The organism is Mycobacterium venezuelense, assembly GCF_054919535.1.
In genome coordinates, this window is record NZ_JBONDW010000020.1 from 83412 (window position 1) to 105047 (window position 21636).

Annotated in this window: 24 protein-coding genes; 15 read left to right on the plus strand and 9 right to left on the minus strand. The window is 66.5% G+C overall.

Annotated features, from left to right (window positions below):
- Positions 1–3 precede the first annotated feature (3 nt).
- The gene (locus ACRCUN_RS27275; RefSeq protein ID WP_462144743.1) at positions 4–858 is read left to right on the plus strand and encodes a phytanoyl-CoA dioxygenase family protein; all 855 of its coding nucleotides are present in this window, start codon (positions 4–6) and stop codon (positions 856–858) included.
- Here the strand turns inward: ACRCUN_RS27275 and ACRCUN_RS27280 are convergent.
- Genes ACRCUN_RS27280 through ACRCUN_RS27290 form a run of 3 tightly spaced genes read right to left on the minus strand, consistent with a single transcriptional unit; the run spans position 855 to position 3850 of the window.
- The gene (locus ACRCUN_RS27280; RefSeq protein WP_462144744.1) at positions 855–2039 is read right to left on the minus strand and encodes an ABC transporter ATP-binding protein; all 1185 of its coding nucleotides are present in this window, start codon (positions 2037–2039) and stop codon (positions 855–857) included. The genes ACRCUN_RS27275 and ACRCUN_RS27280 overlap by 4 nt on opposite strands.
- 1 nt (position 2040) lies before the next feature.
- Positions 2041–2721: a phosphonatase-like hydrolase gene (locus ACRCUN_RS27285; RefSeq protein WP_462144745.1), complete on the minus strand. Its 681-nt coding sequence runs from the start codon at positions 2719–2721 to the stop codon at positions 2041–2043.
- Positions 2722–2734: 13 nt separating this feature from the next.
- Positions 2735–3850, minus strand: coding sequence for a TIGR03364 family FAD-dependent oxidoreductase (locus ACRCUN_RS27290; protein ID WP_462144746.1), 1116 nt, complete (start codon positions 3848–3850; stop codon positions 2735–2737).
- Positions 3851–3959: 109 nt separating this feature from the next.
- Between ACRCUN_RS27290 and ACRCUN_RS27295 the strand changes: the two genes are divergently transcribed.
- Genes ACRCUN_RS27295 through ACRCUN_RS27305 form a run of 3 tightly spaced genes read left to right on the plus strand, consistent with a single transcriptional unit; the run spans position 3960 to position 6086 of the window.
- Entirely contained in the window at positions 3960–4475 is a 516-nt protein-coding gene (locus ACRCUN_RS27295; protein ID WP_462144747.1) for an HD family phosphohydrolase, read from the plus strand.
- The gene (locus tag ACRCUN_RS27300) at positions 4472–5167 is read left to right on the plus strand and encodes a GntR family transcriptional regulator (RefSeq protein ID WP_462144748.1); all 696 of its coding nucleotides are present in this window, start codon (positions 4472–4474) and stop codon (positions 5165–5167) included. The genes ACRCUN_RS27295 and ACRCUN_RS27300 overlap by 4 nt, the downstream gene beginning before the upstream one ends.
- Positions 5168–5198: 31 nt before the next feature.
- Positions 5199–6086, plus strand: a complete 888-nt coding sequence (locus ACRCUN_RS27305) for an alpha/beta hydrolase (RefSeq protein WP_462144749.1) — start codon at positions 5199–5201, stop codon at positions 6084–6086.
- Here ACRCUN_RS27305 and ACRCUN_RS27310 read toward each other — a convergent pair.
- Positions 6066–6320, minus strand: coding sequence for a hypothetical protein (locus ACRCUN_RS27310; protein ID WP_462144750.1), 255 nt, complete (start codon positions 6318–6320; stop codon positions 6066–6068). The genes ACRCUN_RS27305 and ACRCUN_RS27310 overlap by 21 nt on opposite strands.
- Complete coding sequence (locus tag ACRCUN_RS27315) at positions 6320–7855, minus strand: APC family permease (RefSeq protein ID WP_462144751.1); 1536 nt, start codon at positions 7853–7855, stop codon at positions 6320–6322. Before ACRCUN_RS27315 ends, ACRCUN_RS27310 begins: the two co-directional genes overlap by 1 nt.
- Before the next feature lie 184 nt (positions 7856–8039).
- Between ACRCUN_RS27315 and ACRCUN_RS27320 the strand changes: the two genes are divergently transcribed.
- From ACRCUN_RS27320 to ACRCUN_RS27365, 10 genes are read left to right on the plus strand one after another with little or no spacing between them, the layout of a single operon-like run.
- A complete protein-coding gene (locus ACRCUN_RS27320) occupies positions 8040–9320 on the plus strand; it encodes a class-III pyridoxal-phosphate-dependent aminotransferase (RefSeq protein ID WP_462144752.1) in 1281 nt (426 codons plus the stop codon).
- Entirely contained in the window at positions 9317–10876 is a 1560-nt protein-coding gene (locus ACRCUN_RS27325) for an aldehyde dehydrogenase family protein (RefSeq protein ID WP_462144753.1), read from the plus strand. The genes ACRCUN_RS27320 and ACRCUN_RS27325 overlap by 4 nt, the downstream gene beginning before the upstream one ends.
- Positions 10877–10881: 5 nt before the next feature.
- Positions 10882–11493 (plus strand): BMC domain-containing protein, encoded by a 612-nt coding sequence (locus tag ACRCUN_RS27330; RefSeq protein WP_462144754.1) that lies wholly within the window; start codon positions 10882–10884, stop codon positions 11491–11493.
- A complete protein-coding gene (locus ACRCUN_RS27335) occupies positions 11490–11978 on the plus strand; it encodes a hypothetical protein (protein WP_462144755.1) in 489 nt (162 codons plus the stop codon). The genes ACRCUN_RS27330 and ACRCUN_RS27335 overlap by 4 nt, the downstream gene beginning before the upstream one ends.
- 25 nt (positions 11979–12003) lie before the next feature.
- Positions 12004–12255, plus strand: a complete 252-nt coding sequence (locus ACRCUN_RS27340; RefSeq protein WP_462144756.1) for a EutN/CcmL family microcompartment protein — start codon at positions 12004–12006, stop codon at positions 12253–12255.
- Between the two features lie 11 nt (positions 12256–12266).
- Positions 12267–12548: a BMC domain-containing protein gene (locus ACRCUN_RS27345; RefSeq protein WP_462144757.1), complete on the plus strand. Its 282-nt coding sequence runs from the start codon at positions 12267–12269 to the stop codon at positions 12546–12548.
- A gap of 2 nt (positions 12549–12550) precedes the next feature.
- Positions 12551–13228: a microcompartment protein gene (locus ACRCUN_RS27350; protein ID WP_462144758.1), complete on the plus strand. Its 678-nt coding sequence runs from the start codon at positions 12551–12553 to the stop codon at positions 13226–13228.
- The gene (locus tag ACRCUN_RS27355; protein WP_462144759.1) at positions 13228–14223 is read left to right on the plus strand and encodes a phosphotransferase enzyme family protein; all 996 of its coding nucleotides are present in this window, start codon (positions 13228–13230) and stop codon (positions 14221–14223) included. Before ACRCUN_RS27350 ends, ACRCUN_RS27355 begins: the two co-directional genes overlap by 1 nt.
- 29 nt (positions 14224–14252) lie before the next feature.
- Positions 14253–15032, plus strand: a complete 780-nt coding sequence (gene fabG / locus ACRCUN_RS27360; RefSeq protein WP_462144760.1) for a 3-oxoacyl-ACP reductase FabG — start codon at positions 14253–14255, stop codon at positions 15030–15032.
- A gap of 49 nt (positions 15033–15081) precedes the next feature.
- Positions 15082–15849 carry a GntR family transcriptional regulator gene (locus ACRCUN_RS27365; protein ID WP_462144761.1) on the plus strand — a complete coding sequence of 256 codons (768 nt, stop codon included), beginning with the start codon at positions 15082–15084 and terminating at the stop codon, positions 15847–15849.
- A 7-nt stretch (positions 15850–15856) separates the two neighbouring features.
- Here ACRCUN_RS27365 and ACRCUN_RS27370 read toward each other — a convergent pair whose 3' ends face one another.
- From ACRCUN_RS27370 to ACRCUN_RS27380, 3 genes are all read right to left on the minus strand, one after another.
- Entirely contained in the window at positions 15857–16207 is a 351-nt protein-coding gene (locus tag ACRCUN_RS27370; protein WP_462144762.1) for a prolipoprotein diacylglyceryl transferase, read from the minus strand.
- 43 nt (positions 16208–16250) lie between these two features.
- Complete coding sequence (locus tag ACRCUN_RS27375) at positions 16251–18308, minus strand: catalase (RefSeq protein WP_462144801.1); 2058 nt, start codon at positions 18306–18308, stop codon at positions 16251–16253.
- Between the two features lie 79 nt (positions 18309–18387).
- Entirely contained in the window at positions 18388–19446 is a 1059-nt protein-coding gene (locus ACRCUN_RS27380) for an alpha/beta hydrolase (protein WP_462144763.1), read from the minus strand.
- Positions 19447–19523: 77 nt separating this feature from the next.
- Here ACRCUN_RS27380 and ACRCUN_RS27385 point away from each other — a divergent pair, with 77 nt between their 5' ends.
- Positions 19524–20168 (plus strand): UdgX family uracil-DNA binding protein, encoded by a 645-nt coding sequence (locus tag ACRCUN_RS27385; protein WP_462144764.1) that lies wholly within the window; start codon positions 19524–19526, stop codon positions 20166–20168.
- 3 nt (positions 20169–20171) lie between these two features.
- Here the strand turns inward: ACRCUN_RS27385 and ACRCUN_RS27390 are convergent, their stop codons facing one another.
- The gene (locus ACRCUN_RS27390; RefSeq protein WP_462144765.1) at positions 20172–21629 is read right to left on the minus strand and encodes an aminotransferase class I/II-fold pyridoxal phosphate-dependent enzyme; all 1458 of its coding nucleotides are present in this window, start codon (positions 21627–21629) and stop codon (positions 20172–20174) included.
- Between the last annotated feature and the right edge of the window lie 7 nt (positions 21630–21636).

Below are 21636 nucleotides of genomic sequence, written 5' to 3' on the forward strand. Positions count from 1 at the left end.
ACCATGGGACACAACGAATCCATCAAGTACGTCGCGGTCGACAGGCTCGAGGACCTCCGCGGCGATCTGGCCGGAAGCTACAAATCGACCGCGACCACCGCCGACATCAGCGACCGCGTTCAGCAAGATCTGGCAGCACTCGACCGCGACGGATACGTGATCCTGCACGACGCGATCACATCGCAGCGGTGCCGAGAGATCGCCGAGACGCTCATCCCGATGCTGGGCAAGAGCGGCCGCAACGCGTTCGAGGGCCATCGGACTCAGCGAATCTACAGTCTGCTCAACAAGACTCGGATCTGTGACGGGCTCGTCGACCATCCGAGGGTGCTCGCGCTCCTCGATCACCTGCTGTCACCGAATTACCTGCTCTCCCAGTTGCAGGCGATCAGCATCAGCCCGGGCGAGGATGCTCAGCTTCTGCACTACGACGACGGCATGTATCCCGTACCCCGGCCGCGGCCTGCGCTCAGTGCGGCAACCATCTGGGCGATCGACGAGTTCACGGCCGACAACGGCGCCACGGTCATCGTGCCGGGTAGCCATCGTTGGGATGATCACCGCTCCCCCGCAGACACCGACGACACGAGAAGCGTCGTCATGCCCGCCGGATCGTGCGTGTTTTTCCTCGGCACGCTGTGGCACGGCGGCGGCGCAAATCGCAGCGGCCACAGTCGGCTTGCGGTAACGGCGCAGTACTGCCAACCCTGGCTGCGACCGCAGGAAGCGTTCACACTGTCCACGACACGCGACACCGTGCGGGCCGTTTCCGAAGACATTCGCCGCATGCTCGGCTACAGCATCCATCCACCATTCATGGGCATGGTCGACGGCATGCATCCCAAGCGGCTTCTCTAAAGGTCACCGTGCCCTGTCCGCACGAGCACACCGGCCGGTTCGGGGATACGGACGCCGACCTCACTGCCGACCTCGAAATGCGCGTGACCCGGTACGTCCACCTCGATCAACTGATCGGGCAACTGGTTGACCGAGGCCACGAGCCTCGTCGTCGCACCGCGCCAGACCACGGCATTCACGGTCGCGCGCAGGGCATCCCGGTTTCCGAGTGACACGACCTGCAACGAGTGCGGACGAATGCACAGCAGCGCAGCCGACCCCGGCGCCCAGTCGATTCTGCCCACCGCGGGTTGCGGCGCCTCGGCGCTGACGGTCCGATTCGCAACGGTCACCAGGGCGGAGGTGCCGATCACCCGGCCGACTGTGCACGGCAGCAGGTTCGCCCCACCCAGTAATGCGGCCGTGTATGTGGTCGGCGGACGCTTCCAGAGAAGCTCCGACGTCCCTGCGTCCACGAGACGACCCTTGTTCATCACCACGATCCGGTCGGCGAGCGCCAGCGCCTCGACCGGATCGCGGGTGAGATAGAGCATTGCGACGTCCGGCAACGCCCTTTTGAGCTGTTGCAGTTCGACCAGAACAGACTGCCGCAGTTCGACATCCACGTCGGCCAGCGGTTCGTCCAGCGCCAACACCGTAGGCCGGACGGCCAATGCTCTGGCGAGCGCGACACGTAGCTGCTGGACGCCGGAAAGCTCGCGGGGATAGCACGTCCCGTACGACGCCATGCCGACCATGTCGAGCATCTCGTCGACCCGGTCGGCGATCTGCCGCCGCGGCACGCGCCGAGCCCTGAGTCCGAATGCGACATTTTCGGTCACCCGCATATGCGGAAACAGCGCATAGGAGGGCACCACCATCCCGACACCTCGCTTGGCGGGCGGCACGCCGGTGATGTCTCGACCGGAGAGGCGGAGTGTGCCCGTCGTGGGCCGCACAAACCCGGCAAGGGCATTGACAACAGTGGACTTTCCCGACCCACTCGGCCCCAGCAGGGCGACGGTCTCACGGGGCGCCACCCGAAGGTTGAAGTCGACGAGGGCCGGTGACAGCCGCGCGTCACCGCCATAGGACGCGCCGACGTGGTCGAAGGCGACAGCCGGGATCGCCGGTTCCTGGGCGACCAGCCGGCGCCCGGCCAGGCCGGCAACGCTGACGTCGCCCAGTCCGGTGTCGGTCATCTCAGTGCAGCAACAGATCGGCGAAGTCGGTGACCGATCCGACGACGTGGGTGGCGCCTGCGGCCCGCAACTGCTCCTCAACATGAGCGCCGGTGAGCGCGCCTGCGGCGATGGCGACACCTGCACGGCAAGCACTTTCGACGTCGTTGGCGGTATCGCCGAGTGCGGCCACGTTGGCGACACCATCGGCCTGCAGCCGGATCAGCGCGGTGAGGATGAGATCGGGGTAAGGTCGGCCGCGCACGCCGTCGCCGGGGGCGAGCACGAGGTCTGCCATCTCCTGCCAACCGAGCGCGGCCAGCAGCTTTTCCTGCGTCGGACCGCTGAACCCGGTGGTCAGGGCGACCTTGATCCCGGCGCCGCGCAGTTCCGTGATCGCCTCTGCCGCACCGCTTATCGCGTGCGCCTGACCGTTGTCGATCAACTCGGCGTAGGTCCGCTCGAATTCGGTGTTCGCCAGCTGCGCGCGGTCCTCGCTGCCGAACAACGCGCGGAAGACGACGATCTTCGACTGTCCCATGGTGTCGAGCACGTATTGGCGCGCATGCTCCCGCTCGGCACCCTCCTCGGGGATCCCGGCCGCAGTGGCAGCCGCCTCGAAGGCGTTGCTCACCAGGCCGTCGTCGGCCACCGTGGTACCGGCCATGTCAATGACAGCGAGCTGAATGTCGTCGTTCGGCAATTTCATTCCTTACTCAGAGACCGATCAGATCTGCGGTTTGTTCGGCGATGGCCGGGCCAAGCGTCATACCACGGCCACCCGGGCCGGTGATCACCCAGACGTCGTCCTCGGGCGCGGCGCGGCACACCAGCTGGTGCGGATCCAGGCATTGGCTGTAGACGCCGGCCCAGCGCTGCCGGATCGGCGGCAGCGCACGGCCGAGGAATTCTTCGACGACGTCGACGAGATACGCGTAGGGCGGTTCGTGTACGTCGAAGCCGAACGGTTCGTCGTATTCGTGCGTGTCGCCGATCGTCAGACCGCCGTGCAGCCGTTGCACGCACAGTAGTTGCATGTGCTGTTCCCCGGCGATCGGATGCTGGGTTTCGCTGCTGCGCAGGGTGTCCAGCGCGGGCCCGGCGAATCCCGGGTAATAGCGGAAGCTGTCGGCATCGGCGATCGCGGTGGTCAGTTGTTCGCCGAGCGGTTCGGTCTGCATCATCTGCAACCGGACGCGACGCACGGGAAGTTCGCCGGCGAGGTCGCGTACGAGTCCGCCGTGCGCGGCTCCGGCGCACACCAGCACCAGGTCGGATTCGTACCGGTTGCCGCGGTCGTCGCGGACAGTCCGGGTCTCGACGGAGCGCGCTTCTGAACCGGAGATGAAATCGTAACGCCCACTGGCGGCGAGGTATTCGCGAATGGCAGGCAAGGCCTGCCGGGATTCCACCGCGGCATCGAGTGAGCAGTGCAAGCCACCGACGTAGCGCCCACGCAGCGCGGGGTTGAGTGTGCGCACCTGCTCGGGGTCGAGCAGCGTGAAACCGCGATGTCCGGCATCGGCACGGCCCGCGGCCTCTTCGGCCACCGCGAGTTCACCTTCCGTCCGGAGCAAGGTGATGGATCCGGCAGGGCGGAAACCGATCCCGGGTATGTCCGCGCCGAGCTTCTCCCACAGCTCGCGGGACCGCAGCGCGGCCTCGAGCTCGGCGGTGGACCGGCCCGACACCCAGATCAGGCCGAAGTTGCGCACCGTCGCACCGCGCGCCTGGCGTTCGCGTTCCAGGTGCACCACCCGATGCCCGCGATGCACGGCTTCGAGCGCGTGGGCGGTTCCGAGGATGCCGCCACCGATGATCGTCACCCGCATAACCGTTGACCTTCTCGACTGATCAAGTCCGTCCCACCACCTGGGGGTGTTGTGTCGCCGAACAGCAGGTTAAGAACTGGTATAGACCAAATGCGGGTACGCTGCCTCCATGCGACACGTCGAGGAGGTCGACCGGGTTCTGCGCTCGCTGCGTGGAGTGTGGGACGAGGAAGCCGTAGACGAACTGGACCATGCGCTGCAGTCCGCGGCCCGCGCCCGCGACGACGGCGCCGACGACGAACTGGTGCTCGCCGCTGCGCTGCACGATCTCGCCCACAGCCCGCTTTTTCACGGCCCCCATGCCGAGCAGCACGATGTGTTCGCGCGTCAGTGGCTCGCGCCGAGATTCGGCGAACGCGTGGGCTGGCTGGCAGGCGCGCACGTCGCGGCCAAGCGGTATCTGGCTGCCACCGATCCCGGCTACGCGCTGTCGGACACGTCGGCGATATCGCTGCGCCATCAGGGCGGTCCGGGCGTCGACGCCGAGTTCGTCGACCATCCGTGGTTTCCCGACGCGTTGCGCCTGCGCCGCTACGACGACGCCGCGAAGGATCCGGACGCTGACGGGCTGACGATCGACGATGTGCTCGCCGTCGCCGAACGTGTTGTCCGGCACGCGAAATGAAACCACTGCCCAAGCCCTACGTCATTCGCACCGCGCTCGACACCATGCTCGCCGATCTGGCCGAGGGCGACCCGGTGCCTGCCGAGCGCGAACTGGCCGTGCAATTCGGGGTGGCGAGGGAAACCGTGCGCCAGGCGCTGCACGAGCTCCTGGTCGCTGGCCGGATCGAGCGGCGCGGGCGAGGCACTGTCGTGTCGCGGCCCAAGCTCACGCAACCACTCGGCTTGCAGTCCTACACCGAGGGCGCCCTTGCGATGGGCCGACGGCCGGGCCGCCTGCTGGTGACCTGGGAGACCGTCGACGCCTCCACTGAACTCGCCGACGGCCTGGATGTTCCGGCGGGCGCGGCGGTCATGCATCTGGAACGCGTACTGCTGGCCGACGATCAACGCATCGGCCTGGAGAGCACTTACCTGTGCGCCGCCCGATTCGGACACCTTCAAGGCAGTTTCGATCCGACCACGTCGCTCTACGCCGCGATCCGCGCGGGTGGCGTCGAGTTCGGCTCGGCCACCGAACGCATCGAGACCGCGCTCGCCTCTCCCAGGGAGGCCGCGCTGCTGGAGTCGACGACGGCCATGCCGATGCTGCTGCTCAACCGCCGGACAGTGGACACCGACGGCTCGCCCGTGGAGGTCGTGCGAGCGTTGTACCGCGGTGATCGGGTGGCATTCGAGACCCTGCTGACGTGACACCTGTCGAGCACACTGTAAAACTGACGGTGTGACCTCCGCCACTGGATTCCATCCCGATCTCGAACGCATCGCCCGCTTCATCCCCCGTGAGCTGGTCACCCGCCGCACGCTGCCGATCTTTCAGCGCCTGACCGGGCTCCAGAGCCGGCGCACCCCGAAGGATGTCGAGGTGCTGACGCTGACCTCGGGCGCGGGCGTCCGGTTGTTCCGGCCGTCCGGTGGCGCGACAGCGGGCCCGGCGCTGCTGTGGATGCACGGCGGCGGGTACGTGCTCGGGAGCCCAGCCCAGGACGACGCGCTGTGCCGGCGCTTCGCGAACGAGCTCGGTGCCACCGTTGCGGCTGTGAAATACCGGCTGGCGCCCCAAAACCCGTATCCGGCTGCGCTTGAGGACTGCTACTCCGCGCTGACCTGGCTGGCCGCATTGCCCACCGTCGATCCGGCACGGGTCGCGATCGGCGGGGCAAGTGCCGGCGGCGGCCTGGCCGCTGCGCTGGCCATTCTGGCTCGCGACCGCGGGGTGCCCCTAGCCGTGCAGCTGCTGGTCTATCCAATGCTCGACGATCGCAGCACCGGAACCGAACTCGACTCGCCGGGACATCGGCTGTGGACCCAGGGCAGCAACAAGTTCGGCTGGGCGGCGTATCTCGGCGACGCCGATCCGGCGCTAGCGGTTCCCGCCCGTCATGAGGATCTGTCGGGACTCGCGCCGGCGTGGATCGGCGTCGGCACGCTGGACCTGTTTCACGGCGAGGATCTCGCATACGCGGAGCGGCTTCGCGCAGCGGGCGTGCCGTGCGGGGTCGAAGTGGTCGACGGCGCCTTCCACGGCTTCGACCAGATCGCACCGAAGACGCCGGTATCGCGGGCGTTTCTCGCCAGCCAGCTCGCGAACCTACGCGCGGCGTTCGCCTGACCGGGCCGCCATCCGCTGCTTGCGCAGGTAGACACACGCCCGTTCCAGCAGGTGCCGGTCGACTGGGGGCAGCGCCCTGGCCCGGGGTAACAGACCTGTGACGACGCGGGCGAACCGGCTGCACAACTGATCGGCCGTCATGCCGAACTCAAGCCAGACATCGTCCTCGCGTGGACCCCCATAGGGAGCCCACGCGAGGACGAACTGCAGCAGGTCACGCTCGTACGAGTCCATCAGTCTCGTATTTCGGCGTCCTCGTAGACGATTCGGCCGATCAACTCGTAGCGGCGCGGATCGCGCAGCTTGAAGTAGGTGGCCATGGCGGCGCCGAAGATGAACAGTCCCACCACGATCCACGGCGTCAGCTGGAACAGTAGCGTTCCGGACGCGGTGCCGGCCGCGGTGTCGCGGTGCTGCCACAGCAGGTAGACGACATAGAGCATGCCGATCCCGCCGAGCCCCGGGGCGACCAGCGTCTTGAACCAGTGCTTGGACACCGGGTGGTTCTTACGGATGTGGAAGTAGCTGATCACCGAGAACGCACACAGCGACTGCACGATGAGGATCGCCATCGTCCCCAGGATCGCCAGCAGCGTGTACATGTGCACATAGGGATCCATGCCCGCGAACAGGAAGGCCAGGACGATCACCAGGGTGATTCCGCTCTGCACGAACGACGCGATGTAGGGCGAGCCGTGCTTGGGATGCGTTGCGCCGATAGTCTTTTGCAGTCCGGTGGACAAACCCTCACGCCCGAGCGCGTACAGATAGCGTGACGCGCAGTTGTGGAACGCCATACCGCACGCGAACGAGCCGGTGACCAACAGGATGTTGAAGACCGTGATGGCCCACTCGCCGTAGGTGCTGCGCACGGGGCCGAAGAAGATCTCCGACGACGTCGCCGCATCCTGTGCCAGGTCAACCGACTGCTGCGGACCGGTGCCCGCGATCGCCATCCACGACACGAAGACGTAGAACAGGCCGACACCGAGAACGCTCAGCATCGTCGCGCGGGGGATGATGCGCTTGGGGTCGCGGGACTCCTCGCCGTACATCGCTGTCGACTCGAATCCGACCCATGACCAGAACGCGAAGAACAAGCCCAGACCAGCACTGGCACCGGCGATTCCCGCTGCGGGGGTGAACGCACCGATCGGGTTGAGCGTCTCGGCGACCGCGAAGCCGTCGGGGCCGCCGCCCTTGAACAGCACTGCCAGCGCGCCGAGGGCCAGCATCACGATCTCGGTCACCAGGAACACGCCGAGCACCTTGGCGGTCAGGTTGACGTCGAAGTAGGTGAGGATTGCGTTGGCCGCCAACATGAGTAGCGCGGGAACGATCCAGTGGATGTGTATCCCGAGCTGGGACAGGAACAGGTTCTGGAAGAAGAACGCGAAGATGCCGATCAGCGAAGCCTCGAACACGACGTAGGCCATCGTGATGAGGGCGCCGCTCGCCATGCCGACGATTCGGCCAAGACCGTGCGAGATGAACCCGTAGAACGCCCCCGTCGCGGTGATGTGCTTGGCCATGGTCGCGTAGCCGATGGCAAACAGTCCGAGCACGATCGTCGCCACGATGTACCCGGCTGGCGCGTGTGAACCATTTCCGAAGCCGACCGCGATCGGGACGTTGCCGACCATTGCCGTGATGGGTGCAGCGGTGGCTACTGCCATGAAGATGACGCCGACGGTGCCGACGGCGTTGCGTTTCAGTCTCTGGACATCATGAGCTGCATTTTCGCTACCAGCGACAGCTTGATCGGTCATCTAGCGGAGTACCTTCCAGGTTACAGTGGACGTTCGATGTGGCGTGCGCCACAGTGCGAACCCTACGTATATTGGCACTACCAAATGCCTATGGCAAGGCCCTTCCTGAACCATTGACATAAATGGTTGCAACCGTTTACGGTGAGGGCCATCACAGCTACCGGGTAGCTCAAGAGGGAGCCGCATGTACGACTACGGCACGTTCGCGTTTGCGTCCAAGGCCGAGGTACTGGAACAAGCCAAAACGTTCTGGAATCCGGACAAGACTCAGTTCTGGACCGACTCCGGCGTCGATCTGGTGATCGACCGCCGGGAGGCGTACTTCCTGTGGGATATGAGCGGTCGGCGCCTGATCGACATGCATCTCAACGGGGGCACTTACAACCTCGGCCATCGCAATCCCGAAGTCATGCAGGCGATCTCGGATGGCATGTCGCACTTCGACGTCGGCAACCACCATTTCCCGTCGGTCGCCCGCACCGCACTGGCACAACGGTTGGTGGCGACGGCGCCTGCGTCGATCAGCAAGGTGGCCTTCGGATCTGGCGGCGGCGAGGCAATCGACATCGCGCTCAAGAGCGCGCGCCACGCCACCAAGCGCCGCAATATCGTCTCGATCATCAAGGCCTACCACGGCCACACCGGCCTGGCCGTCGCCACCGGTGACGACCGGTTCGCGAAGATGTTCCTCGCCGATCAGCCCGACGAGTTCATCCAGGTGCCCTTCGGTGACATCGCGGCGATGGAACAGGCCCTCGCCGGCAACGACGTCGCCGCGGTCATCATGGAGACCATCCCGGCCACTTACGGATTTCCCCTTCCCCCACCGGGTTACCTAGAAGCCGTCAAGGCCGCGACCGAAAAGCACGGCACGCTCTACATCGCCGACGAGGTGCAGACCGGCCTCATGCGCACCGGCGAGTTGTGGGGTATCACCAAGCACGGCATCGATCCCGACATCCTGGTCACAGGCAAGGGTCTCTCGGGCGGCATGTACCCGATCACCGCGGCGCTGCTGAGCGACCGCGCCGCGCAGTGGCTCGACGAGGACGGCTTCGGCCACATCTCGACGTTCGGCGGGGCGGAACTCGGCTGCGTCGCGGCGATCAAGACGCTGGAGATCTGCACTCGCCCCGAGGTGCGGTCGATGGTGCACTACATCGCCGACATCTTCGACCAGGGGCTGAGGCGCATCCGGGACGACCACCCCGACTGGTTCGTCGGCATCCGGCAGAACGGCGTGGTGATCGGGCTGGAGTTCGACCATCCCGAAGGCGCCAAGTTCGTCATGCGCGAGCTATACGAGAACGGGGTGTGGGCGATCTTCTCGACCCTCGATCCCCGTGTGCTGCAGTTCAAACCCGGTCTCCTCCTCTCACGTGAGCTGTGCGAGGACGTCCTGGACCGCCTCGAAGTCGCGGTGTCCCGGGCCAAGACCGCTGCGAAGGGACGCAAAGCCTCATGACCAACGTTGCGCAAGCCGGCCACATGCTCGAACGGGCCCGCTGGGCCGCTGCGGCCTATGCCGACTACGACCATGCGGCGGTGACGAACATCGTCAACGCCGTGGCCGACGCGGGCTATGCGCAGGCCGAGCGGTTCGCCACCGAGGCCGTCGCCGAGACCGGCATGGGCGTGGTCGCCGACAAGGTGATCAAGAACCGGGCGTGCTCGCGCGGGATCGTCGACTTCTACCGCGGGGAAGATCTCGTTTCCCCACGGATCGACGTAGCCAGCAAGATCGTCGAGCTGCCGCGGCCTGCCGGTGTGGTGCTTGCCCTCACGCCGACCACCAATCCCGTCGCGACCGTGTACTTCAAGGTGATCCTCGCGCTGATGACGCGCAACGCCGTCGTCGTCGCGCCGCATCCGCGCGCCAAGCATTGCTCGGCCGATGCCGCGCGGGTGCTGGCCGAGGCCGCGGTCGCCGCAGGCGCGCCCGACGGCGTCGTGCAGGTCATCGAGGAGCCGTCGATCCCGCTCGTGCAGGCGCTCATGGCCGACGAGCGCACCGACGTCATCGTCGCGACCGGAGGCACAGGCGTGGTCCGCGCCGCGTACGGATCGGGCAATCCCGCGCTGGGTGTCGGACCCGGTAACGTGCCGGTGTTCGTCGACGCGAGCGCCGACGTCGCCGCTGCCGCCAAGCGCATCGTCGACAGCAAGGCCTTCGACAACTCGGTGCTGTGCACCAACGAATCGGTTCTGATCGCCGAGGATTCGATCGCCGACAAGTTGCGCGGGGCGCTGACCCGCGCGGGCGCCCACATCCTCGACGAGGACGGCGCGCGACGGCTGCGGGCCTATATGTTCGCCGACGGGCAGCTCAACACCGACGTCGTCGGTCGCGACGCGGCATGGATCGCCGGACAGGCCGGTTTGCGGGTCACACCCAAGACTCGCGTACTGATCGCCCCGTTCACCGATGTGGTCGCCGAGGAGATGCTGGCCCACGAGAAGCTATCCCCGGTGCTCGGCATGACCACTGCCGCCGACGCGGCTCGCGGCATCCGCGCGGCGCGTGCGGTGGTGCGCATCGGCGGTGCGGGCCACTCCGCGGCCATCCACAGCGAGAACCCGTCTGTCATCACCGATTTCGCCGCGCAGGTGCCGGTGTTGCGGGTTTCGGTCAACGTCGGCAACAGCACGGGCAGCTCGGGCCTGGACACCAACCTGGCGCCGTCGATGACGATCGGCACCGGCTTCGTCGGGCGCAGCTCGATCGGCGAGAACCTGCGGCCCCACAACCTGGTCGACTGGGCGCGAATCGCCTACAACAGCGAACCAAGTGTGGTGATGGGCAATTTCGCGGGCATCAGCCCGTGGCGTTCGCCGGCAGGTGCGGTTCCGGAGTATCCGCGCGCGTCCAACGACCGCGACGGCGCACCCTCGGCGACAAGCACGACTCCGCGCCGCTCGTACCCCACCGTCAACCGGCCCAGCGACCCCGGACTCGATGCACTGCGTGCTGAGCTGCGTGCGCTGGTGGTCGAAGAACTCGCTCAACTGATCAAGAGGTGACAGCTGTGGCAGAACTGCGTTCCTTCATCTTCATCGACCGGCTGCAGCCGCAGACCATGTCGTATCTGGGCACCTGGATCAAAGGCGCCCTGCCTCGCGCCGACATGGCCGCCCAGATCATCGAGGTGGCCCCTGGCCTCGACATCGAGGGCGTGACCGATGTCGCGCTCAAGCATGCCGAGGTGAAAGCCGGGATCTTGGTCGTGGAACGGCAATTCGGATACCTGGAGTTCCACGGCGAGACGGGCGCGGTCAAGGCCGCGGCCGATGCCGCCCTGGATTTCCTTGGCGGTGATCCCGATGCCGCGGTGCGCCCGACCGTGCTGGCGTCGCGGATCATTTCCAGCATCGATCATCAGCACGCGTTCCTGATCAACCGCAACAAGATCGGGTCGATGGTGCTGCCCGGCGAATCGCTGTTCGTGCTCGAGGTCCAGCCTGCGTCGTATGCCATCCTGGCGACCAACGAGGCCGAGAAAGCCGCCGACATCAAAGTCGTGGACTTCCGGATGATCGGGGCAACCGGCCGGGTGTACCTGTCGGGCACCGAGGCCGACGTCCGCCAGGCCGCCCAAGCCGCCCAGGACGCGCTGGCCGTACTGCAGGGTGCGCGATGACCTATCCCCGCGAGGAACTCCGTGCGCTCGTGCGCGAGGTGGTCCGCGAAGCCGTTGCGGGCCTCAAGACCGCGCCGCCCAGCGAGCCGGCACCACCACCCTCCGCACCGCCGACGTTCGCCGAGCAGATGGGTCTGGAGCCGACCGGCCCGCGAGCCGTCGACGGTCGCAACCGCACCGAAGAGGTGCGGTTGACCAGCGACAAGGACCTCGATTCGTTTGTGCGGAAACTGTTGCGGCTCTTCGAAAGCCCGAAGACCCGCGCGGACCTCAAATCCGGGCGGCTGAGTTTCCGGCTCGCCGGCACATCGCGCGCGTCCGGCGGTCCGGTCACCCACCGGATCGAGAGCGGTGCGGTGACCGAACGTCACATCGCCGACATGGCGGGCGGCACGCTCGTTCTTGGCCGCCGGGCGGTATTGACCCCACTGGCCCGGGAGAAGGCCAGGGCTTTGGGGATCACGATCGAAAAGGAGCGCAGATGATCGCCAGAGCGACGAAGGAGCGCAAATGATTGCAGCGAGAGTCACCGGCAACGTGTGGTCGACCCGCCGGATCGAGGGCGTCCCGGCAGGCGCGTTCCTCGAGGTCGAGATCGACGGGTCAGGGTCGCGCATGATCGCCTTCGATGTCCTGGGCAGCGGGGTCGGTGAACACGTACTCATCGCCCAGGGTTCGGTGGCAGCGAGCTGGTTCACCGGAACCCCGCCCCCGATCGACGCACTCATCATCGGATCCATCGACAACAACCCCAACCAATAAGGAGAAAACCCATGTCCAGCAACGCAATCGGACTGATCGAGACCAAGGGCTACGTGGCCGCACTCGCAGCCGCCGACGCCATGGTGAAAGCCGCCAACGTCACCATCACCGACCGGCAGCAGGTCGGTGACGGGCTGGTCGCCGTGATCGTCACCGGTGAGGTCGGCGCCGTCAAGGCCGCGACCGAGGCCGGTGCCGAGACCGCGTCGCAGGTCGGCGAACTGGTCAGCGTGCATGTCATCCCGCGTCCGCACAACGAGCTCGGCGCGCACTTCGCGGTGTCCAGCAAGTAGCCATGGCCCCACCCGAAACCGTGACCGAGACGGCGCAGGAGCCCGGGATCCGTACCCAGATCCGCGTCTACCTCCTGGTCGAGGATCTCCAACGCCAGTTCGCCGCCTATCTGGGAACGCCGACCCGGGCTCGCGGTTATCCGCCGTACGAAGGCGAGCACGCGCTGATCGTCGAGGTCTCCCCTGCCCTGGCGATCGAGCGGGTGATCGACCTGGCATTGCGCGAAGTTCCCGGCGTCCAACCCGGAATCCTTTACGTGGAACGGCAATTCGGCGTCCTGGAGATCCACTCGGCCAACCTGGACGATGTCCGCCGGGCTGGGGAGGCGATCTTGGCCGGTACCGGCAACAAGGCGGCCGACCAACTGCGGCCCCGGGTGCTCTACCACGACATCATCGAAGACATCACCGACCAGCACGCGGTGATCCTCAACCGCAACCGGCAGGCTTCGATGATTTTGCCCGGCCAGTCGCTCTTGGTGTACGAGATGACGCCTGCGTTGTTCGCCGCGGTGGCGGCCAACGAGGCCGAGCGGGCCGCGCCAGGGCTTACCGTGGTCGACGTGCAGATGATCGGAGCGGCCGGGCGGCTGTACATCGGCGGCAGTACGGCCGATGTCACGCTGGCCCGTGACCGCATCACGACGGTGTTGGCGGGGATCGAAGGACGGGAGCACTAGTGGGGGTGATTTCAGACGACCGGGCCGTCGCGCAGCTGGCCCTGGCCGAGTACGACATCTCGCCCGACGCGTCGCTGCGGCTGCTGAACCTGTCGGAGAACGCGACATACCTCGTCGAGGACGGCGGCACCCAGTCGATTCTGCGGGTGCACCGGCAGAACTATCACCGTCCGCACGAGATCGAATCGGAACTGGACTGGTTGGAGGCGTTGCGCGCCGACAGCGACGTCACGGTGCCCACCGTGTTGCCCGCGCGTGACGGCAGGCGGCTCGTCAGCGTCGACGCCGACGGAACCACCCGCCACATCGTGCATTTCGACATGGTGGGTGGCGCCGAGCCCGACGAGAGTTCGCTCACCGTCCATGATTTCCACACGCTGGGCCGCATCACCGCCGCGCTGCACGAGCATTCGCAGCGCTGGACCAGGCCTGCGGGGTTCGGCCGGTTTTCGTGGGATTGGGAGCACAGCCTGGGTGACCAGCCCCGGTGGGGCCGTTGGCAGGACGCGGAAGGTGTCGGACCGGCCGAGATCCGACTGCTGGAACGCGCGCAGAATCTGCTGCGGCAGCGCCTGGAGAAGTACGGCACCACACCCGACCGGTATGGCCTGATCCACGCCGACCTGCGGTTGGCCAACCTGCTGGTCGATCCGGATGCAGCGGAATCGCCGATCACCGTGATCGACTTCGACGACTGCGGATTCGGCTGGTATTTCTACGATTTCGGTACCGCGGTGTCGTTCATCGAGGACGATCCCGCGCTGGCGGATTGGCAGGCGGCCTGGGTCGAGGGCTACCGCGCCCGCCGCGAACTCCCCGCCGCCGACGAAGAGATGCTGGCGTCGTTCGTCCTGCTGCGCAGATTGTTGTTGCTGGCCTGGATGGGCAGCCACAGTCATTCCCGAGAATCAGCCACCAAGGCGATCAGCTATGCAGCGGGCAGCTGCGAATTGGCCGAGCGTTACCTCCGTTCCGATGGCCTGGGCCTCGTCTGAGCCCGATCACAAACCTTAAGGACACAGCCATGTTCACATCTCTGCAGGGCCGTTCGGCCATCGTCACCGGCGGAAGCAAAGGCATCGGCCGCGGTATCGCCCAGACGTTCGCCAACGCGGGTGTCGACGTGTTGATCACCGGACGCAATCAGGCCGACCTCGATGCCGCGGTCGCCGATCTGGCGGGCGCCGCGGGACGGGTCAGCGCGCTCAGCGCCGATGTCTCCAGCCCCGAGGACGCGCAGCGCGCGGTGGCAGAGGCCGTGCAGCGGCACGGCGGGCTCGACATCGTGTGTGCGAACGCCGGAATCTTTCCGTCGGGCCGGTTGGAGGATCTGACCCCCGACGACATCGAGCAGGTGCTCGGCGTCAACTTCAAAGGCACGGTCTACATCGTGCAGGCCGCACTGCAGGCGCTGACTGCGAGCGGCCATGGTCGCGTGGTGATCACGTCGTCGATCACCGGCCCGATCACCGGTTATCCGGGCTGGTCGCACTACGGGGCCAGCAAGGCCGCCCAGCTCGGCTTCCTGCGGACCGCCGCGATGGAACTCGCGCCGAAGAACATCACGATCAACGCCGTGCTCCCCGGCAACATCGTCACCGAGGGTCTCGGTGAAATGGGCCAGGATTACCTCGACCAAATGGCCTCCGCGGTGCCTGCCGGCCGACTCGGTTCGGTCGCCGACATCGGCAACGCGGCGCTGTTCTTCGCGACCGACGAAGCGGCCTACATCACCGGCCAGTCGCTGGTCGTGGACGGTGGGCAGATTCTGCCGGAATCTCATCTGGCCATCGCCGAACTCTGAGACACCTCTGGTTAGAATTGGCTGGACCAATACACGGTGAGGGGGCCGGGTGGCAATCCAGAGCGAGGAGTTGCGGCGTCGCATAGTCGCCGACATCAACGCGGGTGCCCCTGGCGCGAAACTCGGCAGTGAACGCGATCTCGCCGAGCGCTACGGGACCAGCCGGTCCAGCCTGCGCCAGGTGCTGGCCGCGTTGGAGGAAGCCGGGCTCGTCCACCGGGTCATCGGCCGGGCCGGTGGCATTTTCATCAGCCACGGACAGGTCGAACGCAACCTTTCCGACGTGGTCGGTGTGCCCGCGTTCCTCGCCAACCAGGGCTACATCGCGGGCACCCGCGTCCTGTCCACCCGCATCACGACACCGGACCAGGCCACCCGGACCGCGTTACGTCTCGGGCCTGCCGACTACGTCGTCGAGATTCAGCGGGTGCGCTTGGCCGACGGCTCGCCCATCTCGCTCGAGCACGCCCAATTCCCGGCGGAAGCCTTTCCCGGGCTGCTCGAGCAACAGCTGGGCGGATCGCTCTACGAGATACTGGAATCCCAATACGGCAAGGTTGCCGGCCGCGCCGACGAGCGGATCGAAGCCGTCAACGCCACCAGCAGTGAGGCCACCCTGCTCGGCATCAAACCGAAAGCCGCGCTGCTGTTGATCACCCGCGTCACCTACGACCAGGACGGGTCACCGTGCGAATTCTCGCGCGACCTGTTCCGCGGCGACCGCACCGCGTTGGCGGTCACCGCGAAAGGCCAAGGCATCGCAGCGCAGCCCGACGCGAACACCGCGTCGGTCACGCTGCAACGCCAGGCCGGCTGACGTCTCGTCACCGGACCACCGGGAAGAGCGACTCCTCTCCGTCGTCCGGCCGGTCCTCGCGCCGGTCGCCGGGATGCACGACCTCGACGTCCTTGGGCTCACCGACCGTTTCGTCGATGTCTCGCTGCGGGGGCTCTTGCGCGGAAACGTCCGGTTCTTCGGCTTCGAGCTTGCGGTCGAGAGATTCCTCGGGTTCCGTCTCGTCGGCGGCCTGCCAGTCCTCGGGCGGGTCGACGACCTCGTCGCCGTCGGCGTTGGCCACCTCGTCCGAATCTGTTGCCTCGCTTGGCGACAGAGTGTCATCGGGGCCGCCTTCCTCAGGGGTCTCGGACGGCGCGTCGCTGCTTCTGTCAGTCATCTCAGTTGGGTGCCCACGGGACCGGCCCGGGAAACACCGTCGGTCAGGCCGGCACCGCGTCGGTTTCGCGGTCCCACACCCGGTGTCGCGCCAAGGCATCGGCAACCGCGTCGACGAAATCGGCCGAGGCAGCGCCCGTCGCGGCCGTCGTGACTACGCCACGCTCGGCGGCGACTTCGCCGCTGTCGGACAACCGCTCACCCACCCCCGCGGTGCGCAACATCTCGCAACCGTCACCGAACGCAGCGACGACCTTGAGGTGCTTGTAGGCCTCCCGCACGAAGTGCACCGCATAGCCGTCGCCAGTGAGCCCGCTGACCGATTCGGCGCCGCCAGGCACCACAACGGCGTCGTACAGCACCGAGGCCATCGTGGTCATACCGCGATCGACGGCCAGTTCGCCGCCGGACGCGCCCTGCAACGTGCCACCGCCCGCGGGCGCGAGTACCTCGACCGTCGCACCCCGCTCATCCATCGCGGCACGAAACTGCTCGACGGCCGCGACGTCGACGCCGTTGTCTGCCAACAGCGCTATCTTGCGGGTCTCAATGCCACCGCTGACCAGATTGAGCTGGGACAACGCCGGTGACTCCGGCAGGTCGAGCTCGATCGGCACCTCGTTCGGCGCGGGCAGACCCAGCTTGGCCGCCACGCGTGCTGCCAGTTCGTTGTCCACGAGGTTCAGCTGCTCGACCACCCTTGCCCGGATGCCCGTCGACTCGTGGACCTTGCCCAGTTCGAACCCGAACGCCGCAACGATGTGCCGCGCCTCCACCGACGACATGCTCTTCCAGAACAGCCGCGCCTGGCTGTAGAAATCCTTGAAGCTCTCGGCTCGTTGCCGAATCTTGTGGCCGTCGACCTTCTGCGTGTAATGCCGGAAGACATCCTCGTCGGCGAGCGCCGGGCAGCCGCCTCCTAGGCTGTTCTTGAAGTAGCTGGTCTTGCCGCGCGGAATGGTGTGCTGGCTGTACCCGTCGTGCTGATTGTTGCGGACTTCGGCGATGGGGCGATTGACCGGCAGCTGGGCGAAGTTCGGACCGCCCAGGCGGATGAGCTGAGTGTCGAGATAGGAGAAATTCCGGAACTGCAGCAGCGGATCGTTCGTGAAGTCGATGCCCGGCACCACGTTGGCGGTGTGGAACGCCACCTGCTCGGTCTCGGCGAAGAAGTTGTCCGGATTCCGGTTGAGCACCATCCGTCCGACCGGCCGTACCGGAACCATCTCCTCCGGAATGATCTTCGTCGAGTCCAACAAGTCGAACGGGAAGTTGAACTCGTCGGACTCGTCGACCAGCTGCACGCCGAGTTCCCACTCCGGGTACTGGCCGGATTCGATGGAATCCCACAGGTCTCGCCGGTTGTAGTCCGGATCGGTACCGGCGATCTTTTGGCATTCCTCCCAGAGCAACGAATGCACGCCGAGCCGGGGCTTCCAGTGGAACTTGACGAAAACGCCTTTACCGGAGGCGTTTACGAACCGGAATGTGTGCACCCCGAAGCCCTGCATCATCCGGTAGCTGCGGGGTAACGCGCGGTCCGACATCAACCACATGATGGCGTGCAGGGTTTCCGGCTGAAGTGACACGAAGTCCCAGAGCGTGTCATGTGCCGACGCCGCCTGCGGAATCTCGTTGTGCGGCTCGGGTTTTACCGCATGTACGAAGTCTGGGAACTTGATGCCGTCCTGGATGAAGAACACCGGGAAGTTGTTGCCCACCAGATCGTAATTGCCCTGCTCGGTGTAGAACTTCGTGGCGAAGCCGCGGACGTCACGCACGGTGTCGGCCGATCCGCGCGATCCGGCCACCGTGGAGAACCGCACGAACACCGGAGTCTGCAGACCCGGTGTCGTCAGGAACTTCGCGGCCGTGTACTCGGCCAGAGAATCGTCGTATGGCTCGAAGTAACCGTATGCTCCGGCGCCACGCGCGTGCACCACCCGCTCCGGTATGCGCTCGTGGTCGAAGTGGGTGATCTTCTCTCTGGCGTGGAAGTCCTCCAAAAGGGTTGGGCCGCGCTCCCCGACGGTCAGCGCATCGTCGGTGTGGTCGACCCGGACACCCTGCTGTGTGGTGAGATATCCGGTCGCCCGGTCCACCCTGTTGTCGTCGAGCTGTTGTTGTTTGGGATTCGTCTTGCCATCGTTTACGTCGGCCACCGTGTACTCCCTCGTCGCATCAGGCACCAGGCGCCGGATACCCGTGGCCCCCAGCCGACAAACTCGATGCGACGTGGCCGCCCGCGTGGGTCACCTCCCTGACGAAATCGCCGAGATACCGGATGGCCCGCCGGCCTTCCGGAAGCACGTCCGCGGCCAGCGGGAAATCGTGAATCTGCCCGTCCCACACGTGCAGGTCACATCGGACACGCGCGTCGGCGAGCCGATGTGCCAACAGCTCCGAATCCGCCAAGAGCGATTCGTCTGCGCTGACGTGCACTGCGACCGGCGGCATCTTCGACAGGTCGGCGGCCGCCGGGTTGACCACGGCATGCGCATCGCGGGTCCGGGCGAGCCCCTGTTCGCAGTGGTGCAGATACCGCGCGAAGGCCGACAGCGCAGCGCCGGTGAACATCGAACAGCGGCCAGCGTTGCGGTGCGCCAGCTTGCGGGCCGGGTCGAGATCGGTCAGTGGCGATATCGCCGCCACGCCCGCGGCGGGCTGGATTCCGCGCGCGATCAGGCGCAGAACCGTGGCCAGCGCCAGGTATCCGCCCGCCGAATCACCGGCGATGACCACCTGGTGTGAGTGGTAACCGCGACGCCGCAACCAACGCAGACCGGCGAGCGCGTCCTCGATCGCCTCGGCCAAACCCCACGTCGGCAGCATCCGGTAACCCACGTTGAGTACGGCCGCGTCGGCCGCCTCCGACAACCGGGCCACGAGCCCGCGGTGAGTGTTGAGCCCGCACGTCATGAATGCGCCGCCATGCAGGTAGAGGATTGCGCGCCGATCGGAAGTGCCGGATGCGCGCACGAACTCGGCAGGACAGGTCGGCAGCATCACCGGCTGCACTGCCGCGCCGATCCGGCGCGGGATCAGGCCCACCATGCGGTCGACCGAGGCCAACGGCCAGCCCAGACCCGGTTGCAGTGCCCACATCCGGACGGCGTTGCGCACCACGACCCGGCAGCCTGTGGCCAGAGCAATCGCTTCTAAACTCCGACGGCGATGCTGGATACGGTTGCCGGTGGATGCGTCCTGCTCCTCATCCACCGAGACTGCGGCCGTGGTCATAGCTCTCTTCTCCTGTTGCTGGCCGCGGGATACCCCGGTAAAGCCGGTTGAAACGGCAAAGTGGGTATCCAGTCGGTATGGCCGGAGCAGAAGAATTCGTCCCCGAATCACGGAACCTGGAGGTGCTGACCACGGCAGCGCGGGGCTGCCGTGGCTGCGATTTGTACCGCGACGCCAGCCAGACGGTGTTCGGGGCTGGCGCGCGATCCGCCCACATGATGCTGATCGGCGAGCAGCCCGGCGACCGCGAGGACCGCGCGGGCAAACCGTTTGTCGGCCCGGCCGGCCGAGTCCTCGACGACGCGCTGGATAGGGCCGGAATCGACCGGGACCGGGTTTATGTGACCAACGCGGTCAAGCATTTCAAGTTCACCCAGGCCGAACGCGGTACGCGCCGCATCCACAAGACACCGAGCCGTATCGAGGTCGTCGCGTGCCGCCCATGGCTCGTGGCAGAACTGGACGCCGTGGAACCTGATGTGGTCGTGTTACTCGGTGCCACCGCGGCGAAATCGGTGCTGGGTAACGACTTCCGGGTCACCCAGCACCGCGGTGAGGTGCTGCACATGCCCGCCGGGTTCGCGTCGGGTGAGCCGGAACTCGTGGCGACCGTGCATCCGTCCTCGTTGCTGCGCGGGCCGAAAGAGGACCGCGACAAGGCCTTTGACGGTTTGGTCGAAGATCTCCGGCTGGCCCGGTCCCGATGCGCGATGCCGGCGTGACGGCTAGGCGGTCACGCGGATCGTACGCAGCTGGGGGTCGGCGGGATCCGGCACGTTCATGCCCGCCTCCAGACCGGTCCGCAGATAGTCGAGTACGGCTTGGTTGAGGCGTTCGCCCGGAACCACCGCCGGGATCCCCGGCGGGTACGGGGTGATCTGCTCGGCGGATATCCGGCCCACCGCTTCCTCGACCGGAACCTTCTCGACGCGACCGAAGAATGCGTCGCGCGGTGACGTCACGGTCGTCAGTTGGATCTCCTCCGGGGACGGCAGATCGACGCGCGGTGGGCGGTCGAAATCGTCGGCCGCCTTGCGCCACAGTGTCAGTGCGTCGATGAGCCGGCCCGCGGTGTCAGAGCCGTCCGCGAACGACATGGTCGCCAGGATCCTGCGGTGGTCGGTCATCCCCATGTCGACCTGGCAGTACTCGCGCAACCAGTCGGCGGCCTGATAGCCCGACGTTCCGGTGGCCGCGACGTCGATCAGCACCTGTAACCGGTCGAGATCGTGCGAGGCCTGCACGCCGAGAAGCTCGTCGTCGAGCACCTCGATGTCGGGTATCTTCTCGATCTCGCGCCGCGTCCGGTTCGCCAGATCCAGCGCCGCTCCCATCAACTCGTGACCGCGCTCAACCATCTGGCGGCGCCAACCGTCGATCGCGGTGTACACCAACACATTCGGGCTGGTCGTCATCAGCAGATCGGCACAGGCAGACAGCCGGTCCTGGTCGACGAGATCGCCCTGCAGATGGAACACCGAACCCTGCTCGAAGCCGGCACCCATCTTGTGAACGCTCACCACGCAGACATCCGCACCGGCGTTCATCGCCCACGTCGGCAGGGCCTCGTGGAAGGGCAGGTGCGCACCCCACGCCTCGTCGACGATGAGCGGCTTGCCCCGCGCATGGCAAACTTCGGCGATGCCTTCCAGATCCGCGCAGGTGCCGTACGGGCTCGGGCTCACGATCAACGCCCCGGCGGCATCGGGATAGCGCTGCCAGGTTTCCTCGACCTGCTGAGGCGACGGTGGGTGGGACATATGCCGTTCGGCGTCCCAGCGCGGCGTGATCCAACGCGGTGTCACCCCGGAAAAGATCAGGCCGGCCACCACCGACTTGTGACTGTCTCGACTCAACAGCAGGCTGCCGTCACCGCCCGCGACGGCCATCATCGCGGCCTTCACCGACAGCGAGCTGCCGCAGGTGGAAAACCACGCCACGTCGGCGCCCACCGCCTCGGCCATGAGGTCTTCGGCATGCGTCAGGTAGCCGTTGCTGCTACGCCGATCGTCCAGCCCGCCGTTCGCCAGCACATCGCTCAGGAACGGCTCGCGGCCGAGCACGCGCAGAACCCGCTCGTCCACCCCGCGGCCCTGCCGGTGTCCGGGCGGCGAGAAACCATACCGGTTTGACGCGTGGTAGGAGTTCAAGGCGCCGAGGAGAGGAGCTTCGGACTGGTTCATCCCCACG

Coding starts and splice junctions, on each gene's coding strand:
- ACRCUN_RS27325 (WP_462144753.1), top strand. CDS start 9,317: ATGACCAACGTTGCGCAAGCCGGCCACATGCTCGAACGGGCCCGCTGG.
- ACRCUN_RS27320 (WP_462144752.1), top strand. CDS start 8,040: ATGTACGACTACGGCACGTTCGCGTTTGCGTCCAAGGCCGAGGTACTG.
- fabG (WP_462144760.1), top strand. CDS start 14,253: ATGTTCACATCTCTGCAGGGCCGTTCGGCCATCGTCACCGGCGGAAGC.
- ACRCUN_RS27275 (WP_462144743.1), top strand. CDS start 4: ATGGGACACAACGAATCCATCAAGTACGTCGCGGTCGACAGGCTCGAG.
- ACRCUN_RS27345 (WP_462144757.1), top strand. CDS start 12,267: ATGTCCAGCAACGCAATCGGACTGATCGAGACCAAGGGCTACGTGGCC.
- ACRCUN_RS27350 (WP_462144758.1), top strand. CDS start 12,551: ATGGCCCCACCCGAAACCGTGACCGAGACGGCGCAGGAGCCCGGGATC.
- ACRCUN_RS27310 (WP_462144750.1), bottom strand. CDS start 6,320: ATGGACTCGTACGAGCGTGACCTGCTGCAGTTCGTCCTCGCGTGGGCT.
- ACRCUN_RS27370 (WP_462144762.1), bottom strand. CDS start 16,207: ATGACTGACAGAAGCAGCGACGCGCCGTCCGAGACCCCTGAGGAAGGC.
- ACRCUN_RS27335 (WP_462144755.1), top strand. CDS start 11,490: ATGACCTATCCCCGCGAGGAACTCCGTGCGCTCGTGCGCGAGGTGGTC.
- ACRCUN_RS27385 (WP_462144764.1), top strand. CDS start 19,524: ATGGCCGGAGCAGAAGAATTCGTCCCCGAATCACGGAACCTGGAGGTG.
- ACRCUN_RS27300 (WP_462144748.1), top strand. CDS start 4,472: ATGAAACCACTGCCCAAGCCCTACGTCATTCGCACCGCGCTCGACACC.
- ACRCUN_RS27390 (WP_462144765.1), bottom strand. CDS start 21,629: ATGAACCAGTCCGAAGCTCCTCTCCTCGGCGCCTTGAACTCCTACCAC.
- ACRCUN_RS27380 (WP_462144763.1), bottom strand. CDS start 19,446: ATGACCACGGCCGCAGTCTCGGTGGATGAGGAGCAGGACGCATCCACC.
- ACRCUN_RS27280 (WP_462144744.1), bottom strand. CDS start 2,039: ATGACCGACACCGGACTGGGCGACGTCAGCGTTGCCGGCCTGGCCGGG.
- ACRCUN_RS27295 (WP_462144747.1), top strand. CDS start 3,960: ATGCGACACGTCGAGGAGGTCGACCGGGTTCTGCGCTCGCTGCGTGGA.
- ACRCUN_RS27340 (WP_462144756.1), top strand. CDS start 12,004: ATGATTGCAGCGAGAGTCACCGGCAACGTGTGGTCGACCCGCCGGATC.
- ACRCUN_RS27290 (WP_462144746.1), bottom strand. CDS start 3,850: ATGCGGGTGACGATCATCGGTGGCGGCATCCTCGGAACCGCCCACGCG.
- ACRCUN_RS27315 (WP_462144751.1), bottom strand. CDS start 7,855: ATGACCGATCAAGCTGTCGCTGGTAGCGAAAATGCAGCTCATGATGTC.